Here is a 17715-nt window from a genome sequence, read left to right as displayed (position 1 = left end):
TTCAGAGTTCCGTCAAGAGGAGATCCGGCTCTTCGATGAACCGGACGATGGTGTTCGTGAACGCGCAGAGATCCGAGCCGTCGAGGACCCTGTGGTCACCCACGACGGTGAGCCCCATCGTGGGCACGACGACTGCTCGTCCCTCTCTTGCCACGACGCCATCCCGAACAGCGCCGAACGCCACCGCGCCCGCTTCTCCGACGCGCAGCAATGGTGACCCGTGGTCCGCGCCGAGCGGTCCCAAGTTGTTCAACGTGAAGGTGGCCCGGCCCATGTCGGATACCGGGAGTGTCCGATCGAGCGCCCCGTCGGTGAGTCGTCTCAGCTCGTCGTTGAGATCCGTGAGCGTCATCGCGTGCGCGTTCTTGGCCACTGGCACGACGAGTCCTTCGGGACCGGCTATCGCGAGTCCGAGGTCGACGCCGCCGTCGACGTGGATCCTCCCCGCCGCGACATCGAGTCTGGCGTTCAGAATGGGGTGCCTTCTCAGTCCGGCGAGAGTGATGCGCGCCAGCAACGACACAAGGCTCAGGCGATGACCTTCCGGTTGCATCCCCGCAAGGCGTCGCTTCAAGTCCAGTAACGCTGAAGCGTCGATGGTTCGCCAGTCGTAGATGTGCGGAACGGTCTTGCTCGATTCTGTGAGGACCGAGGCGATTCGCGCTCGTACACCGCGGAACGGGACGGACGAGGAAGTTTCTCCATCCGGTTCGGTTCGCCTCTGGCGCTCGATGGCAGGATCGGCCGGCGGCCGCGCCGTCGCCGATCCCTCGGCAACGTGGCGCTCGAGATCCGCTCGGGTCACTCGACCGTGGGGACCCGAAGCGGTGATTACGCCGAGGTCGACTCCTCGCTCTTTGGCCATGCGCCGGACCAGGGGCGACGCCTTGATCCTCAGCGCTCGAGGTGCCACCCCTTGTCCGCGCGCGGCAGTGCTCTGTGCCGGCGAGGTTGTCGCCTCGCCCCTACCCAGCGCTGAGGCCTCCGCCACGGTCAGGCCGAGCACATCGGCGGACTCCGTATCGGTCGTGACGGCCGCGAGAACACCGCCGACTGGAACGACCGTCCCAGCGTCTCCGCACACGGTCGCGATGCGTCCTCCGACCGGAATCGGCAACTCGACGACGGATTTGGCTGTCTCTACGGAGACGACGACCTGATCCGACGCGACGGTGTCACCTGGACGCACGTACCATTCGATGATCTCGGCTTCTTCCAGCCCTTCGCCGACATCGGGCAGCTTGAACTCGTAGAGGCTCACTCGCTGGTCACCTCACGAATGGCCGCGAGCACGGCATCGACCGACGGTAGGTAGATCTCTTCGACGCCGGGCAAGGGATAGGGAGCGTCGGGGGCGCCTACACGTTGCACGGGAGCCTCCAGGTCGTAGAAGGCTTCTTCGACGATGGTGGCTATGACTTCGCTCGCGAATCCCCCCGTCACGGGCGACTCTTGTACGACCACGACGCGGCCGGTCTTGGCTGCAGCGGTGGCGATGCTCGTTACGTCCAGGGGAATCAGTGACCGAAGGTCGAGTACCTCGACCGAGACACCGAGCTCCTCGCCTGCCCGGACCGCCGCTTGCTCCGCCAACTGCACCGAAGCGCTCCACGCGATGATGGTCACATCGTCTCCGACACGTACCGTGCGGGCGGATCCAATCGTGTCGCTGCCAGCGCTCTCGGACACGTTTCCCTTGACGAGCCGGTAGCCCTTGAGCGGCTCGAGGAACAGGACGGGATCCGGGTCGATGATCGAGGCGATGAGCAGAGATCGCGCGTCCGCCGGATTCGAGGGTGCCACGACCTTCAGCCCCGGGCAGTGGGCGAACTGCGCTTCGAGAGCGTCCGAGTGCAGCTCAGGCGTCCGGACGCCGCCACCGAATGGCGCTCGAATCGTCATCGGCATCGGATAGCGACCTTGGGAGCGGTGGCGAAAGCGCGCCACTTGACCGGCGATCTGATGAAACGCTTGATGAGCGAAGCCCAGGAACTGGATTTCCGGCACGGGAATCATCCCGCCGGCAGCGAGGCCCACGGCGGTGCCGATGATCGCTCCCTCGGCCAGAGGGGTGTCGACAACCCGGTGACGCCCGAACTGGGCTTGCAGTCCCGCCGTCGCCCTGAAGACGCCACCGAGCTGGCCGACGTCCTCGCCCAGGACCATGACACGATCGTCGGCGTACATGCTTTCCCGAAGCGCGAGATTGATCGCCTCGATCATGTTCATCGTCGTCATGACGGCTCCTGGCCGTGACGTCTCTCCGCCTCAGCGGCCTGTCGAGCAAGGCGTGGGGTGGGCCTGGCGAAGACGTGATCGAAGACCTGTGAGTAGTGCGGTCGCCTGGTCTCTGCGGTCACCGCGGCGTGCTGAGCTCGACGTGCATGGCCGGCGAGCAGCTCGGTGTCGCGATGTTCGTCCCAGAGGCCCTGCGAGATGAGGTGTGTTCGAAGGCGGATGATCGGGTCGAACTCCGCCATCGTCTCCATCTCGCCCTCCGCGACGTATCGGGTGTGATCGTCCGCGGTGTTGTGGGGGCCCAGTCGATAGGTGATCGACTCGATGAGTGTCGAACCTTCGTCGGCTCGGGCCCGGGCGACGGCTTCCTTCGTCACTTCGTACACGGCGACCACGTCGTTGCCGTCAACCGTCGCGCCGGCGACTCCGTAACCTTGGGCGCGGCAGGCGAACGAAGTGGCTGCCGTCTGCGCGCTGCGTGGGGTGCTGATGGCCCAGCCATTGTTCTGCAGGAAGAAGATCACCGGTACACGAAGGACACCGGCGAAGTTCAGCGCCTCATGGAAGTCCCCTTCGGATGACGCTCCGTCACCGAAGTACGCGATGACCACGTCGTCGAGGTTCTGCAGTCGTCGAGCCCACGCCAGGCCCACCGCATGGGGAAGCTGCGCTGCCAAGGAGATCTGTACGGGGAGGATGCGCACGTCGTCCGGGATCCGCCCCCCGGACATGTTGCCCATCCAGTACATGAACCACAGGTCGAGAGGTAGCCCATGGACGAGGCACGCGCCCAGCTCGCGGTACTGGGGAACGATCCAGTCCTGTCCGACCGTGAGTGCCATGGCGGAGCCCACGACGGACGCCTCCTGGCCCTTGGTCGGGGAAAAGGTGCCGAGGCGACCCTGCCGTTGCAGAGTGAATGCCCGCTCATCTACGACGCGGGACAGCGTCATCCACGTGTAGGCGTCCACCAGTTGCTCAGTGGTCATCGAGTGTCCGGGGCCGGTGAGCCGTCCGTCTGATTGGAGAAACCTGACCGCGTCAGCCGGAAGCTTGTCTGGCGTTCCCACGAGTGACTCGGTGGTACGCACGGCCGTCACCTCGTTCCATAGGGGCGCAAAGCGATGTCGTAGTAAGATATCGCTGGAATCCTAGCAGTGTAAAGGTAGGTGCTGATCTCTCGATGTGATTTCCTGCCGCCGCGTCCCGGCGCCCGCGTACCGTACACTGTACGGTTGTGAGCTCTCCCATCGATCTGGCACAGCGGTCCGTCGTCTTCGAGCCGGGTGACCCACCCAGGACCGGCCGGATGGCCTTCCTCGACCCCCGCGGCGACGCGACGGTCACAGTCGTCGAGCAGCACGACGGCGCGCTGCGCGTCCGTGAGGCCGCGGCCGTCCGGGTGCCCGTGGCCGAGGCCGTGGCCACCCTGGCCAGAGCGCGCGGCGACGAGCGGGCGCACCCCGCCGCCCGTTTCTGGGGCGCCGCCGCGCTGGTGGCGCTGCAACTGGTCGCCCGGGGACGCATCCTGCCCGGGGTGAGCGCCGGCGACCACGACTCCTGGCGGGCGGGGCCGTTCGACGCGGCCGACGTCCAGCGCGTCAGGGAACTGGCCGGCGCCATGCCCGCCACGGCGCGTGCCGTACCCGTCGAAACCTCCGCCGGCGCGGCGGAGGAGGCGGTGCTGCCGGACGCGGAGAAGCTGGTGCGGGCGTTCCTCGACGCGGTGGCCGACGCGATGCCGCGCTCCCCCGGCGCGGTGCGCGCCACCGGTACGGCGGCGTTCGCCGGCACCAGGCCGGTGAAGGTGCCGCGGCTGCGCGGGTGGGCCGACGAGGTCGCGGCCGGGCTCGACTCCGGGGTGCGGCTGTCGCTGCGCGTGGAGGCCGACGACCCGCCGGCCGGGGAGTTCCGCGCCGTCGTCCAGCTGCACAGCCTGGCCGACCCGTCGCTCGTGGTGGACGCCGCCGACCTGTGGGAGGGCCGGGATCCCGGGTTCGGCGACCGAGCCCGGATCGACGTCACCGTCGCGCTACGCCGGGCCGCCCGCGTCTGGCCGCCCCTGGCGGGGCTGCTCGACAGCGCCGTCCCCGACGAGCTCACGCTGTCCGACGGCGACGTCGAGCAGCTGCTGGCCGGGGCGGCCGAGCGGCTGGCCGCCGCCGGGGTGGAGGTGCACTGGCCCCGGTCCATGGTGCGCGGTCTCAGCGCCCGCGCCGTCGTCGGCGGACGCGACGCCGCCCCGTCCGACCTGCCGTCGTTCCTCGGCGGGCACCACCTGACCAGCTTCGACTGGCAGCTCGCGCTCGGCGGCGAGCCGCTCACCGCGGCCGAGATGGACCGGCTGGCCGAGGCGCACCGCCCGGTCGTACGGCTGCGCGACCAGTGGGTGCTCATCGACCCCGACCTGGCCCGCAAGGCCCGCCAGCGTGACCTCAAGCCGCTGACCGCCCTCGACGCGCTCGGCGCCGCGCTGACCGGCACCGTCCAGCTCGCGGAGCTGGGCGACGAGCCGGTGGCGGTGGAGCCCAGCGCCTGGCTGCGCGACCTGCGCGACCGCCTCGCCGAGCCGGAGGACCTCGGCCCGCCCGAGGGGCTCGCCGCGACCCTGCGCGACTACCAGCTGCGGGGGCTGCGCTGGCTGGCCAGGATGACCTCGCTCGGGCTCGGCGGCTGCCTGGCCGACGACATGGGCCTGGGCAAGACGATCACGCTGATCGCCCTGCACCTGCACCGGCGCGGCAGCGGGCCCACCCTGGTCGTCTGTCCCGCCTCGCTGCTGGGCAACTGGGAGCGGGAGATCGCCAGGTTCGCGCCCGGCGTGCCGGTCCGCCGCTACCACGGCGCCGCCCGCGCGCTGGTCGACGACGGGTTCGTCCTGACCACGTACGGCACCATGCGGCTGGACGCCGAGCAGCTGGCCGCGCACCCGTGGGGCCTGCTGGTGGCCGACGAGGCCCAGCACGTCAAGAATCCCGCATCGAGCACCGCCAAGGCGCTGCGCGAGATCCCCGCCGGCGCCCGCGTCGCGCTGACCGGCACCCCGGTCGAGAACAACCTGTCGGAGCTGTGGGCCATCCTCGACTGGACCACCCCCGGGCTGCTCGGGCCGCTGGGCCGGTTCAGGTCACGGTGGGCCAAGCCGGTCGAGTCGGGCGACTCCGCGGCGGCCGAGCGGCTGGCCCGGCTGGTGGGGCCGTTCCTGCTGCGCCGCCGCAAGTCCGACCCGGGCGTCGCGCCCGAGCTGCCGCCCAAGACCGAGACCGACCGGCCGGTGGCGCTCACCACCGAGCAGGCAGGGCTCTACGAGGCCGTCGTACGCGAGATCATGGCGCGGATCGAGGACGCGGACGGCATGGCCAGGCGCGGCCTGATCGTCAAGCTGCTGACCGGCCTCAAGCAGATCTGCAACCACCCGGCCCAGTATCTGCACGAGACGGCTCCCAGGCTGGCCGGCCGCTCGGGCAAGCTGGAGCTGCTCGACGAGCTGATCGACACCATCCTGGCCGAGGACGGCGCGGTGCTGGTGTTCACCCAGTACGTCGCCATGGCCCGGTTGCTGGAGCGGCACCTGACGGCCAGAGGGGTCGCCACCCAGTTCCTGCACGGCGGCACACCGGTGGCTCGCCGGGAGGAGATGGTCCGGCGCTTCCAGGAGGGCCACGCGCCCGTGTTCCTGCTGTCGCTCAAAGCCGCCGGCACCGGGCTCAACCTCACCCGCGCCGACCATGTCATCCACTACGACCGCTGGTGGAATCCGGCCGTCGAGGACCAGGCCACCGACCGCGCCCACCGCATCGGCCAGAACCGGCCCGTCCAGGTGCACCGCCTGATCACCGAGGGCACGATCGAGGACCGTATCGCCGGCATGCTCGCCGCCAAGCGCTCCCTGGCCGAGTCGGTGCTCGCCTCCGGCGAGGCCGCGCTCACCGAACTGACCGACGCCGAACTCGCCGAACTCGTGGAGCTCCGTTGAACGACGCCAGAGGATTCCCCGCGTTCCCCCCGCAGCGGGCCGGCGCCCGCTTCGCCACCAGCTGGTGGGGCCGGGCCTGGATCAAGGCCCTGGAGGACACCTCGCTGGACCAGGTCCTGCTGCGTAAGGGCCGCGCCTACGCCAAGACCGGGCAGGTCGGCCCGATCACGGTCAGCCCCGGCCGCATCGCCGCCCTGACCGAGAACGACTACGACACCGTCGTCCACGTCGAACGGCTCACCGACGACGAATGGCGGCGGTTCCTCGACCAGGTGGCCGCCAAGGCCGGGCACCTGGCCGCGCTGCTCGACCGCGACATGCCGCACGACCTGGTGGCAGCCGCCGAAGAGGCGGCCGTGCCGCTGCTGCCCGCCCTCGGCGACCTGGAACCGGAGTGCTCCTGCCCCGACTGGGGCCACCCCTGCCAGCACGCCGCCGCGCTCTGCTATCAGGCGTCCTGGCTGCTCGACGCGGACCCGTTCGTGCTGCTCCTGCTGCGCGGGCGCGGCGAGCGGGAGCTGGTCGGCGCGTTGCGGCGGCCCGCCGCCTCCGCCGCCCCCTCAACCTCCGCCGCCGCCCCGGCGGGCACGCTCGCCGGGGCGGCGTTCGCGCTCGGGGTGCCGCCGCTGCCCGACCCCCCGCCGCCGGACGTGGAGTTCGCGCCGCTCGGGCTGGAGCCCGCCCCTGGCGTGGACGTGGCCGCCCTGGAGACGCTCGCCGCCTCGGCCGCCGGGCGGGCGCGCGAGCTGCTCGTCCGCGAGTGCCGGCGGGAGGACCCAGGCCGAGGCGGGGCGGGGCCGAGGCTCAGCGGCGAGCGGTCGAGCTAGGCCAGGTATGCGGCCTCCGGGGAGGATCGGACCGGATTCGGGCGCCGGCACCGACCGGCTCGCCCTTCGCTCAGGAGGCTACTCGGCGGGCTGCCGTGCGTTCGCGTTCTCAGCGCCGAAGGCACGGAGGAAGGTGTCGGCGGCGGCGCAGGCGATCTCCCGCAGTTCGGTGTCGCCGATCTGGCGGGTGCCCATGTGGGAGCGTGCCTCCAGCGGACCGACGAGCAGGGCCAGGAAGTGTTCGGCGGCCTGGTCGGGGTCGGTGGCGCGGAGGCGGCCGTTGAGGATGAGTCGTGCCATCCGGTCGGCGAGTGCCTGGCTGAGACGGTGCGGACCGCTCTCGACGGCGAAGTCGAGGATGTCGGGGAAATGGGTGAGCTCCGCGTACAGCAGGCGCCGCAGTGCGCAGGAGCGGTCGTCGGCGTGCAGGCGCACCAGGTGGTGGCCGACCTCCTCCAGGGTGGCGCGGAGGTCGGTGCCGGGCTCGGTGAGCGGTTGCAGCGCGGCCAGCCGCTGGTCCAGCACGCTCTGGGCCGCGGCCTGGATCGCGTGCCGGAAGAGGGTCGCCTTGTCGGTGAGGTGGTTGTACACCGTGGGTTTGGCCACGCCGGCCTCATTGGCGATCTCCTGGACGCAGGCCTGGGCGTAGCCCTGACGGGCGAACACGGTGAAGGCGCCGTCCAGGATCGCCTGCCGTTTGTCGATGCGTCCGCGTGCGCTGACCATGCCTCGATTGTACTCATTGGTTCAGCATGATGAACGAATGAGTTGTGTTGGATTGGTCAGGCAACTAGTTTGAACCCATGAGTTCAACCTCTTCCGATGGCCGTCTTGGCCGGCCACTGCTGGCGTTGATCGGCGTCGTCCTGCTCGGCGGCTTGCTGGGCATCCTCAACAGCACGATGGCCGCGGTCGCCACCAGGACGCTGGCGAGCGCCCTGGACGCCTCGCTCGCCACGATCGGCTGGGCCTCCACCGGCTTCCTGCTCGCCGTCACCGCCACCATTCCCTTCACCACGTGGGCGGTCGACCGCTACGGCGGACGGCGGCTGTGGCTCGCGGGCCTGGCGGTGTTCATCGCCGGGTCGCTGGCCGCCGGGCTCGCCTGGAACGCCGGCAGCCTGATCGCCTCCCGCACCCTGCAGGGCTTCGGCGCCGGGATGCTCGACCCGCTCGTGCTGATCCTGCTGGCCCGCGCGGCCGGACCGGCGCGCGCCGGGCGCGTCATGGGCCTGATGGGCGTGGTGCTGTCGCTCGGCCCGGTCCTGGGCCCGGTCGCGGGCGGCGCCGTGCTGGGCGGCCTATCGTGGCGGTGGATGTTCCTGCTCAGCGTGCCCGTCGGCCTGATCGCCTACCTGCTGGCCGTACGCGTGCTGCCGGCAGACCCGCCAGCCGGACGCCATCCGGCGGTCCGGCTCGACGTCCTGGGACTGGCCCTGCTCGCGCCGGGGTTCGCCGCGCTCGTCCTGGCCCTGTCGCAGACGGCCGAGCACGGAGCGGTCACCGCCTGGCAGGCGCTGCTGCCGCTGGCCGCGGGCATCGTCCTGATCACCGGCTATGTCCTGCGCGCGTTCGGTGCCCGCCGCACGCCACCGCTGATCGAGGTGCGGATGTTCGCCAGCCGAGGGTTCACCGCCAGCGTCACCATCATGGGACTGGGCGGGCTGGCCAACTTCGCGACCCTTTTCGCGCTCCCGCTGTACCACCAGCAGGCCCACGGCCATGGCGTGCTCGCCGCCGGGCTGCTGATGGCGCCGGCGGGCCTGGGCGGCGCCATTGCCATGCCGCTCGCGGGCCGGCTGTCCGACCGGATCGGCGCCCGGAAGCTGGCCGCCGTCGGCGCGCTCGTGGCCGGGCTCAGCGCCCTGGCCTTCACCCGGATCGACGCCGGCACCGCTCAGGCGTGGCCGGTACTGGCGGCGCTGGCCATCGGCCTGGGCATGGGCTGCTTCAGCGCGCCGACGATGGGCTCGCTCTACCGGAGCCTGCCCGGACCGCTGGTCGCGCAGGGTAGCTCGGTCCTCTACATGCTCAACCAGCTCGGCGCCGCGCTCGGCATCGCCCTGGTCACCCTCATCATGCAGACCGCCGCGAACGTGATCACCGGCTTCCACGGCGTCTTCTGGCTCGTCAGCGCGCTCATCGCGGCCGTGCTCGCCGCGACCTCGCTGCTGCCTGGCCGCGCCCACACCCCTGCCCATCCCGAACCCCTCACCCCAGCGAAGGCGTCCTGATGACCGGCCCGTGAAGACCATCGTGATCACGTTCCACGGCCGGCCGGCCGGGGTCGGATCGGTCAAGAATCGAGAAGCGTCGGCCGATCAACGCGCAATAACGTGACGAGCGCGCCGCATCAAGACAAGCAAGGTTTGTCCGAGTGCAGGCAGCAGAGTCAGCCGACAAGGAGCAGAAGCGATATGGCAAGCAGCCGAGAGATCGTCTATTGGATTTCCACCCTGGGCCTCGCGTCGGGGCTGATCGGTTCCGGGGCTCAACAATTGTTGAGAGCCGAAGGCGAGGGGGCGTTGGCGCCACCGTATGCCTGGGGCATCGTGGAGCTGGGCTATCCCGTCTATATTCTCACGATGCTGGGCACATGGAAGCTCTTAGGAGCGGTGGCGATCGTTGTCCCCAAATATCCACTGCTCAAGGAATGGGCCTATGCGGGCATCTTCTTCCTCCTTACCGGGGGGATGTTCTCGCATATCGCCTCAGATGACCCCTGGTATCAATTGCTTCCGGCGCTGTTTCTTCTCATTCTCACGGTAGTGTCATGGCATTTCAGGCCGACAGGCAGAAAGCTGCTGACGCAAGAGACCTGAGCATGGTTCCGGGTGGTCTCAACCGGCGCGGAGATACGCGTCCAGGTCGGCCGCGCCCTTGAGCATGGCGTGGCCCCGGGCCGACAGGCGGGCCCGCCAGTCACGCAGGGTCGATTCCAGCGGAGCGACGCCTCCAGCGGCGCGAACCTGAGCGATCAGCGGGGCGATCTGCTCCAGCAGGTAGCCGCCCCGCCTCAGCTGGTGGGCCAGCCGGACGTCCCGTACGTCGGCCGCGCTGTAGACCCGGTAGCCCGTCAGCGGATCGCGGCGCGGCCGGACCAGCCCGGCCGTCTCCCATTTGCGCAGGGTGGCAGGGCGGATGCCGAGCCTCCTGGACAGCGGGCCGATGAACGTGTCGCCGCGCTCCTGCGGCACGGGCGCCAGATCCCGCAGCGCGTCCTCGACGGCCTGGAGGGTGCGGCGGTCGTCAAGGAGCTGGCCGTGGCTCTCGTCGATGAGCCGCAGCGCGTCCTCGACGGCGCCCCGGTTGACCGCCCGCATGATCGACGTGGCCGTCTGGTGACCGTGCCCGGCCACGAGGGCGAGGAACGCGCGCAGGGCCCCCGCGTGCAGCGGCGTGTAGGTGCGGTAGCCGTGGACGGTGCGTTGGGCGGCGGGCAGGATGCCGGCGTCCTCGTAGTTTCTGATCGCCTGGGTGGACAGGCCGTGCTCGCGCGCCAGGTCCACTGGCCTCATGGATGCATCACCGATTGAAGGTTGACTGCGGCAGAAGGGAGGATTTCGCGGAAAAGTTTACACGGAGTGTTCAACGATACCGTCTAAGGCATGGATATCAAGGACATGGCCCGGCCGCTCGATGGCGCGGGTGTCTCGGCGTTCCTGCGGTCGCTTCCCGCCAAGCCCCTGCTGCTCGGCCTGGGCGAGGCCAGGCATTTCGTGGGTGAGCTGGGCGAGCTGCGCAACGAGATCTTCCGGCATCTGGTCGAGCACGAGGGCTACCGGTCGTTCGCCATCGAGAGCGACTGCCTCAGGGGCCTGGTGGTGGACGACCACATCACGACGGGGGCGGGCACGCTCGACGACGTGATGGAACGCGGCTTCAGCCACAGCTTCGGCGCCTCACCGGCCAACCGCGAGCTCGTACGCTGGATGCGCGCGTACAACGCCGAGCATGACGAAAAGCTCCGGTTCTTCGGCTTCGACGGCCCGCTGGAGTACTGGGCCGAGAGCCCGCGCCAGGCGCTCACCTCGCTGCACGCCCTCCTCGACGACCCGCTCCCCTGCACCAGGGAAACGCTCGACACGCTGCTCGGCCCGGACGACCGATGGACGAACGAGGCCACGGTCATGGACCCGTCCCAGTCGATCGGCCGGTCCGCCGACGCCCAGCGGCTGCGGCTGATCGCCGACGACCTGGTGGCGCTGCTCGACACGCAGACGCCACGCATGAGCGCGACGGACAGGGAGCGGGCGGCACTGTACGGGCGCACCGCCACCGGCCTGCTCCGCTACCACGACGGGATGGCCGACCCGTCCCCGGCACGGATCGGCCGGCTGTCGGCCCTGCGAGACGCGATGATGGCGGCCAACCTGCGCGCGGCCGCCGAGCACGGCCCGGTCCTGGTCTTCGCCCACAACCTCCACCTGCAGCGGCCCAGAAGCCTCATGCGTTTCGGTGACCACGTGCTGGAGTGGTGGAGCGCCGGGGCGATCATCGGAGCGCACCTCGGCGACCGGTACGCCTTCCTGGCCTCCGCCTTCGGCGCGATCGACGGCAACACCCCGCCCCCGGACACCGTCGAGGACATCCTGTCCACGCTCCCGTGGGACCGCTCCCTCGTCGACGCCCGCCGCCTGGCCGAAACCGTCACCAAGCCCGCCCCGCGCGTCTCCCACCATTTCGCCTATTTCCCGCTGGACCCGGCCCAGCTCGACACCATCGACGGCATCGTCTTCCTCAAGGAGGCCGTCGCACAGGATTGACGGGCGCGTTCTCCGCCCCTGGGGTGAAGAAACTACGGAAAGCGCAGCACCCAGCGGCGCTGCCACGGGGTCTCGATGGCCCGATGGTGGTGGTGCTCGCGCGTCCAGGCGACGGCGTCGGCCGGGTCGAGACCGGCCAGGACGGCGAGGCAGGCGATGACCGTGCCGGTGCGGCCGATGCCGCCTCCGCAGGCGACCTCCACCGCAGCACCCGCCCGCGCCCGCTCGTGCAGCTCGCGGATCTGCCGGATGGCCAGGTCATGGTCGCTGGGCAGGAGGAAGTCGGGCCACTGGATCCACGCGTGCGGCCACCGTAGCCCGCTCTCGTGGCGGCGGCGAAGCCGGCCGGAGCCGAGGTAGAGGCCGAAGTCGGGCATCGGCCCCTCCGGCGGCGGCCGGCGCAGGCCGCGGCCGCGGATCCAGGAGCCGTCGGGGAGCTTGAGGGCGCCTACCAGCGGGGGCTCGCTCGCCGGGCCCGGTGTTGCGCCCTCCACGGGATCTTTCAACGGGGTTCTCCTTGTCTTGGCAGGGCGTGACGCGAGCGGGTGACGGCACCGGTGAGACGTGGGCGGCAGCTCCTCCACTCCGCGGACCAGCGACTCCCCCGGTACGGCGCAATGTCAGGACGTCTCCGCTTCGGTGAACGCCTTGAGGTGGTCGTTGCGCACGCTGATGAGCCGCGTCAGATAGCGTCTCAGGACGACGGCGTCGGCCACGGCCCCCAGCACCCCCAAGGGGGAGGCGAACTCGACCACGTCCCGCATGAGGGTGCCGTCGCCGTCGGCCGCGAACCGGTGCTCGTGGCGAAAACGCCGGAAGGGCCCCGCCGTCTGCTCGTCGACAAAGAAGGACGGCGGCTCGCAGGCGCTGATCAGCGAGGTCAGGCGCCACCGGAGGCCGAAGTGGCGGGCCTCCCACGTGACCTGGTCGCCGAGGGTGAGCAGGCCGGAGGTGACCCCCGACACAGCCCGCTCCCCCGACCTGCCGAACGAGGTCATGTGCACCTCCACCGACAGGGACGCCTCGAACACCCGCTCCGGGGAGGCGGCCACATGGGTGAGCATCTCGAACCGGGGCACGGGGCCAACCCTATGACGGCCGCTCCTGGAGGGATCGGTCGCATACGGCGGCGCTGGGCGTCAGGCCAGGTTGAGCTGCCAGGAGACCCCGAAGCGGTCGTTGACCCAGCCGAACTTGGTGCTGAAGCCGTAGGAGTCCAGCGGCATCAGCGCCCCGCCCTTGTCGAGCAGCGCCGCGTAGAGGCGCTCGATTTCGTCGGCGGACGCGCAGTTGACGTAGAGCGAGATCGACGGGGTGAAGCCGAAGTCATGCTTCACGTTGCTGTCGATGGCCATGTAGGGCTGGCCGGCGAGGGTGAACAGGGCGTGCTGCACCGTGCCCTCCTTGCCCGGCCCGTCGGCGCCGTAGCGGCTGATCGACAGGATCTCGGAGTCGTCGAACAGCGACATGTAGTACGTCATCGCTTCTTCGGCATCATTGCCCTGGAACATGAGAAACGTGGTGATCTTCTGCGACATATCGGTGTTACTCCTGTTCGGGATTTTCAGGGACGTAGAACGTGAGGGTGCGCGCGACCGCGCCGGCCACCTGCTCCGGAGGGGCACCGGCCGCCTGGAAGGCCTCGCCCCACGCCTCGCCGCTCGCCGTCATGAACCGGCGGGCCTCGTCGGTGCGCTGCCAGGCGTCCGGATCGGAGATGGAGCCTCCGGCCAGGTGCAGGCCCAGGCCGAGCACCGCGAGGTCCCAGCCGACGCCGACCGCGCCGGGACCGTAGTGCGACCACATCTCCGGCGGCACCTGCGCGGTGTGGCGCAGCTCGAAGAGCGTGGCGTCGCCGCCCTCGGCCGTCAGCCGCACCTCGACCTCCGACAGTCCGGGGGCCTCGCCCATGACCCAGGACACTTTCAGCAGGTGGGGCGGCTCGCACCGCAGGATCTCGCCGCCGGCGTTGCCCTTGAGCTGGTAGTGGCCGCCGAGCCGGAGATCGCCGGTGACGGGCAGGAACCAACGGCCGATTCGCTCGGCGTCGGTGCAGGCGTCCCACACATCCTCCACCGCGGCGTCGTAGCGGCGGCTCACCACGATGGTCTTGACCTCGGCGCCGTCACTCACCTCGCGGCGGGCCCGGTTGAGCTCGTTGATGATGTCGATCATGGATTCTCGTTTCTCGAGTGGGCGCCCTTGGTCCGGCGCTCCCGCTTGCCCCGCGCCAGCTCGGTGGCCAGCGCGTCCAGGCGCTGCTCCCAGAAGCCGCGGAACCGTTCCAGCCAGAGGTCCACCTCCTGCAGCGGGCCGGGCTCCACGGCGTACAGCCTCCGGGTGCCCTCGGCGCGCACCGTGGCGAACCCGTTGTCGCGCAGCACCCGCAGGTGCTGGGAGACGGCCGGCTGGGAGATGCCGAACTCGCGCCGGATGACGGCGGTGACCTCGCCTGAGCTGAGCTCGCCGTCGGCGAGGAGCTCCAGGATCCGGCGCCGGATCGGATCGCCGAGGACGTCGAATGCGTGCACGTCCCGAGTGTTTCAGGTCCTGCTTATATAAGTCAAACCTGGTATTAGCCGAGGCGGGCGAGCGGCTCGACGAGCTCCCTCTCCTCGTACGACAGGTGCGACAGCAGCGTGTCGGTGAGCAGGTCGACGGCGTCACGCAGCGCCTGGGTCCCGCCGGGTTCGCCGACGAGCGCGACGAGGGCCCGGTCGACGCCGTCGAGGACGTCGTGGATGGCGCGATGCTCGGCTTCCAGGCGGTCGACGACCGGCGCCAGCGCCGGGTCCGCGCGGCGCAGGCGCGGGAACAGACTCTGGTCCTCGATCGTGTGATGCGTGGTGACGACCCGGCAGTAGGACTCGCAGTAGGCGCCGAGCGTCCAGTTGTTCTGGCGCATGGTCATCGTGTTGATGTGCGAGCGGGCGGCGCCGACGTCCATCGTGCCGGCGGTCACCTTCTCGACGAGCCGGCGGATCTCCCGCAGCTCCTGGCGCAGGTGGTCGTGCACGTCGACAAGGTGCTGCCCGGCCGCCTGCTCGTGCGGCGTGTAGCGGCGCTCCGGATCGGGGGCCGGCCCGGTCGGGCGGGCGCTCTCGTCCCACACCCGGACGTCGCTGAGCCGGACGCCGTCGTCCGGCGTCGGCGTGACCCGCAGCGCCCCGGTCCTGACGACCGCCGTCACCGGCCGCGGCGCCCGCTCGCCGATGATGTCGTTGGTGATGCGCCCGGTGGCCGCCTGCCCGTCCGGCGCCTGCTCGGCCGGGGACCTCTCGTCCCGGGACTGGCGCGCCCGTTCGTTCTCGACGAGTTCCCGTACGGCGGGCGCGACCTCGGCGGCGTAGCGGCGGATCACGTCCGGGTCGTCGCCGGCCAGGATGAAGACGCTGATCCCCTGTTCGAGGGCGAGCTCGGCGAGCTGCTCGGCCCAGGTGCCCGCCGGCCCGTTCAGGAACCCGGTGCCCCGCCCGGCGAAGGTGCCCTGGATGTTGTACAGGCGGCGGACGTCACCGGGCCGGCGCCCGGCGGCGACGGCGGCCTCGTCGATGATCTGGTGCAGTGCGGGCAGCGTGTCGGGGGCGGCGTAGGCGCTGCTGGGCAGCCAGCCGTCGGCGACCCGCCCGGTCAGCGCCAGCATCCGCTTCTTGTAGGCGCCCAGCCAGATGGCGACGTCGTGGGCGGGCGCGGGACCGGGATGCGCGCCCACGACCCGGTGGTGCTCGCCGTCGACGCGCACCGGGCTGCTCGTGGTGTCCCACATCGCGCGGATCACCCGGATGCCCTCCTCCAGCGCGTCGACACCGCGTGGGGCATCGAGGCGCGGGCCGCCGACGGCGGCGATCGCGTCCCAGAAGGCGCCCGCTCCGAGCCCGAGCTCGACGCGGCCGCCGCTGAGGAGGTCGAGGCTGGCGACGCTGCGGGCGAGCACCGCGGGCGGGCGCAACGGCAGGTTGGCCACGTTGGGCGAGACCAGCACCGTCGAGGTGCGGGCCGCGATCACCGAGAGCAGCGTCCAGGTGTCGAGGAAGCGTGACTGGTAGGGGTGGTCCTGGGCCGTCACCAGGTCCAGGCCAACCTGCTCGGTCAGCTGGCCCAGCTCTACCACCCGCTCGGCCTGCTGGGCCGCCGGGGTGAGGAATGTGCCGAACATCAGATCGTGGCCGTGGTCCGCCATCGCTGTCGTGTCCCTTCGTGTGGGGTGTCACCGGAGTGAGGGGCGATCGCGGCCTCCGGAGGTGGGCCAAATGATATGTGAAACAGACGAATGGTCAAACAGATGGTCTGTTCAACTGTCTGTCCGGGTAGGCTGGAGCCGTGCCCGAGACCACGCCCGCGAAGCCCGACACCGTGCCCGACACGGTGTCCGACACCGTGCCCGACGCGCTGGACCGCGACCTCGGCTGGAGTCTCGGCGTCGTCTTCCGCGCCTACGTCCGCATCGCCGACGCCCTGGTCGCCGAGCTGCCCGGCGGCGCTCGCGGCTACCAGGTGCTGGCCGCCGCCGCCCAGGAGCTGCCCGGCGGGCAGGGCGCGCTGGCGCAGCGGCTCGGCATCGATAAGACGGTCATGACCTATCTGGTCGACGACCTGGAGCAGGCCGGGCTGGTCGAGCGCCGCCCCGACCCCGCCGACCGGCGCAACAAGCGCGTCCTGGCCACCGCCGACGGCAGGGCCACCTGGACGAGCCTGTGCTCCCGGCTCGAACACGCCGAAGAGCACGTGCTCGCGCCACTGGCGGCGGACGAGCGCGACCTGTTCCGTGAGCTGCTGCGGAAGCTGGCAGTCCGGGCCCACACGCTCGACCCCGTCACGAGCGCCTGCGAGCTCGTCGCCGAGCTCGATCCCGCCCCGGCACGCCCCCGCCACTCCGCGCGCCACTGACCCGTCCCGGGCTCCGTCAAGATTTTTTTACCGGACGCTCACGGAAAGCGATTGAGCGCCCACGGCCCTGTGTCTACGGTCGAGGGAACGTCGCCGCCTCCACAAGTCTGGTGATCCCGCCATGCCTCGAACCCGCTCCAGCCTCGTCCACCAGGCCGGTTACGCGCTGCGTCATCCGCACAAGATCGTGCCGCACCTGCGGCGGCTGACCCGTGACACGTGGCTGCGGCTGCGCACCCGCGACCACGTCGCCTACTACCGGGCCGTCATGAAGTCCGACGCCGCCCGCAGCCCCGAGGGCGCGGTGGGCTCCCACTCCCACAAACGCTGGCTGGCGCTCGGGCGGATGCAGTTCGACTACCTGAGGGAGCACGGGCTCAAGCCGGAGTTCCGGATGCTCGAGATCGGCTGCGGCAACCTGCGGGCCGGCCGGCTGTTCATCGACTATCTCGACCACGGCAACTACTACGGCATCGACATCTCGCCCGACATCCTGATCGCCGCCCAGGACACCATCGTCGAGCACGGCCTGCACGACAAACTGCCGCACCTGACCCCGGTGCGCGACCTGCGCTTCGCGTTCCTGCCCGACGCCCACTTCGACGTCGTGCACGCCCACAGCGTCTTCTCGCACTCGCCGCCGGAGGTCATCGAGGAGTGCTTCGCCCACGTCGGGCGGGTGATGCGGGCGGGCGGCTGGTTCGACTTCACCTTCGACCGCACCGTGGGCAAGGAACACCAGGTGCTGCGCGAGGACTTCTACTACCGCACCGAGACCCTCGTGGCCATGGCCGACCGCCACGGCCTCGACGCCGTCTTCATGGACGACTGGGAGCGGCTGCCCCACAAGCAGTCGAAGATCCGCGTCACCAGAAGAATGTCAGCTTCTCAGCCCTGAAGGGACTGAGCTTGCAGCTCCTGGCCGTCGGTGGCTTCGACGGTCCGGTCCGCGTCAGGCAGCGTGACTCACTGCCCAGCCCGTCTCACCGCGTGCGGCGATGTTGCGGGCTGCGTTGACGTC

18 protein-coding genes are annotated in these 17715 nt (G+C 70.4%); 7 read left to right on the top strand and 11 right to left on the bottom strand.

The genetic code is table 11. From position 1 onward, the window contains the following. Position 1 precedes the first annotated feature (1 nt). From AC5L3X_RS29965 to AC5L3X_RS29955, 3 genes are read right to left on the bottom strand one after another with little or no spacing between them, the layout of a single operon-like run. Positions 2 to 1261: a dihydrolipoamide acetyltransferase family protein gene (locus AC5L3X_RS29965; protein ID WP_494861390.1), complete on the bottom strand. Its 1260-nt coding sequence runs from the start codon at positions 1259 to 1261 to the stop codon at positions 2 to 4. Continuing rightward, a complete protein-coding gene (locus tag AC5L3X_RS29960; RefSeq protein WP_494861388.1) occupies positions 1258 to 2238 on the bottom strand; it encodes an alpha-ketoacid dehydrogenase subunit beta in 981 nt (326 codons plus the stop codon). The genes AC5L3X_RS29965 and AC5L3X_RS29960 overlap by 4 nt, the downstream gene beginning before the upstream one ends. Next, entirely contained in the window at positions 2235 to 3329 is a 1095-nt protein-coding gene (locus AC5L3X_RS29955) for a thiamine pyrophosphate-dependent dehydrogenase E1 component subunit alpha (RefSeq protein WP_494861387.1), read from the bottom strand. The genes AC5L3X_RS29960 and AC5L3X_RS29955 overlap by 4 nt, the downstream gene beginning before the upstream one ends. A 146-nt stretch (positions 3330 to 3475) precedes the next feature. Between AC5L3X_RS29955 and AC5L3X_RS29950 the strand changes: the two genes are divergently transcribed. Together AC5L3X_RS29950 and AC5L3X_RS29945 are read left to right on the top strand one after the other, a co-directional pair. After that, entirely contained in the window at positions 3476 to 6214 is a 2739-nt protein-coding gene (locus AC5L3X_RS29950; RefSeq protein WP_494861385.1) for an SCO1167/SCO6262 family helicase, read from the top strand. Further along, positions 6211 to 7041, top strand: a complete 831-nt coding sequence (locus tag AC5L3X_RS29945) for an SWIM zinc finger family protein (protein ID WP_494861383.1) — start codon at positions 6211 to 6213, stop codon at positions 7039 to 7041. Before AC5L3X_RS29950 ends, AC5L3X_RS29945 begins: the two co-directional genes overlap by 4 nt. A gap of 78 nt (positions 7042 to 7119) precedes the next feature. Here AC5L3X_RS29945 and AC5L3X_RS29940 read toward each other — a convergent pair whose 3' ends face one another. Beyond that, on the bottom strand, positions 7120 to 7767 hold the full coding sequence (locus AC5L3X_RS29940) for a TetR/AcrR family transcriptional regulator (RefSeq protein WP_494861382.1): 648 nt from the start codon (positions 7765 to 7767) through the stop codon (positions 7120 to 7122). 77 nt (positions 7768 to 7844) lie between these two features. Here AC5L3X_RS29940 and AC5L3X_RS29935 point away from each other — a divergent pair, with 77 nt between their 5' ends. Both AC5L3X_RS29935 and AC5L3X_RS29930 read left to right on the top strand, forming a co-directional pair. After that, positions 7845 to 9275, top strand: a complete 1431-nt coding sequence (locus tag AC5L3X_RS29935) for a DHA2 family efflux MFS transporter permease subunit (RefSeq protein ID WP_494861380.1) — start codon at positions 7845 to 7847, stop codon at positions 9273 to 9275. A 183-nt stretch (positions 9276 to 9458) separates the two neighbouring features. Next, positions 9459 to 9863, top strand: coding sequence for a DoxX family protein (locus AC5L3X_RS29930; RefSeq protein ID WP_494861378.1), 405 nt, complete (start codon positions 9459 to 9461; stop codon positions 9861 to 9863). Between the two features lie 18 nt (positions 9864 to 9881). Here the strand turns inward: AC5L3X_RS29930 and AC5L3X_RS29925 are convergent, their stop codons facing one another. Further along, the gene (locus tag AC5L3X_RS29925) at positions 9882 to 10559 is read right to left on the bottom strand and encodes a TioE family transcriptional regulator (RefSeq protein ID WP_494861376.1); all 678 of its coding nucleotides are present in this window, start codon (positions 10557 to 10559) and stop codon (positions 9882 to 9884) included. Positions 10560 to 10649: 90 nt separating this feature from the next. On the opposite strand from AC5L3X_RS29925, the gene AC5L3X_RS29920 reads away from it, so the two are divergent. Continuing rightward, positions 10650 to 11807 (top strand): erythromycin esterase family protein, encoded by a 1158-nt coding sequence (locus AC5L3X_RS29920; RefSeq protein WP_494861374.1) that lies wholly within the window; start codon positions 10650 to 10652, stop codon positions 11805 to 11807. A 32-nt stretch (positions 11808 to 11839) separates the two neighbouring features. Here the strand turns inward: AC5L3X_RS29920 and AC5L3X_RS29915 are convergent, their stop codons facing one another. From AC5L3X_RS29915 to AC5L3X_RS29890, 6 genes are all read right to left on the bottom strand, one after another. Beyond that, positions 11840 to 12313 carry a protein-tyrosine phosphatase family protein gene (locus AC5L3X_RS29915; protein ID WP_494861372.1) on the bottom strand — a complete coding sequence of 158 codons (474 nt, stop codon included), beginning with the start codon at positions 12311 to 12313 and terminating at the stop codon, positions 11840 to 11842. Positions 12314 to 12427: 114 nt separating this feature from the next. Further along, positions 12428 to 12886: an SRPBCC family protein gene (locus AC5L3X_RS29910; RefSeq protein WP_494861370.1), complete on the bottom strand. Its 459-nt coding sequence runs from the start codon at positions 12884 to 12886 to the stop codon at positions 12428 to 12430. A 60-nt stretch (positions 12887 to 12946) separates the two neighbouring features. Continuing rightward, positions 12947 to 13345 (bottom strand): VOC family protein, encoded by a 399-nt coding sequence (locus AC5L3X_RS29905; protein WP_494861369.1) that lies wholly within the window; start codon positions 13343 to 13345, stop codon positions 12947 to 12949. A gap of 7 nt (positions 13346 to 13352) precedes the next feature. After that, entirely contained in the window at positions 13353 to 13982 is a 630-nt protein-coding gene (locus AC5L3X_RS29900) for an SRPBCC family protein (protein WP_494861367.1), read from the bottom strand. Then, positions 13979 to 14338, bottom strand: a complete 360-nt coding sequence (locus AC5L3X_RS29895; protein ID WP_494861366.1) for an ArsR/SmtB family transcription factor — start codon at positions 14336 to 14338, stop codon at positions 13979 to 13981. Before AC5L3X_RS29895 ends, AC5L3X_RS29900 begins: the two co-directional genes overlap by 4 nt. A gap of 44 nt (positions 14339 to 14382) precedes the next feature. Next, positions 14383 to 15987 (bottom strand): LLM class flavin-dependent oxidoreductase, encoded by a 1605-nt coding sequence (locus tag AC5L3X_RS29890; protein WP_494861364.1) that lies wholly within the window; start codon positions 15985 to 15987, stop codon positions 14383 to 14385. Positions 15988 to 16127: 140 nt separating this feature from the next. On the opposite strand from AC5L3X_RS29890, the gene AC5L3X_RS29885 reads away from it, so the two are divergent. Together AC5L3X_RS29885 and AC5L3X_RS29880 are read left to right on the top strand one after the other, a co-directional pair. Next, entirely contained in the window at positions 16128 to 16694 is a 567-nt protein-coding gene (locus tag AC5L3X_RS29885) for a MarR family winged helix-turn-helix transcriptional regulator (RefSeq protein WP_494861363.1), read from the top strand. Between the two features lie 121 nt (positions 16695 to 16815). Beyond that, a complete protein-coding gene (locus tag AC5L3X_RS29880; protein ID WP_189122606.1) occupies positions 16816 to 17592 on the top strand; it encodes a class I SAM-dependent DNA methyltransferase in 777 nt (258 codons plus the stop codon). The last annotated feature ends 123 nt before the right edge of the window (positions 17593 to 17715 follow it).

It is taken from the genome of Nonomuraea sp. CX421, from assembly GCF_059358955.1.
The sequence above is the reverse complement of the archived record's forward strand: the minus strand, read 5'-3'. Positions and strand labels throughout refer to the sequence as shown.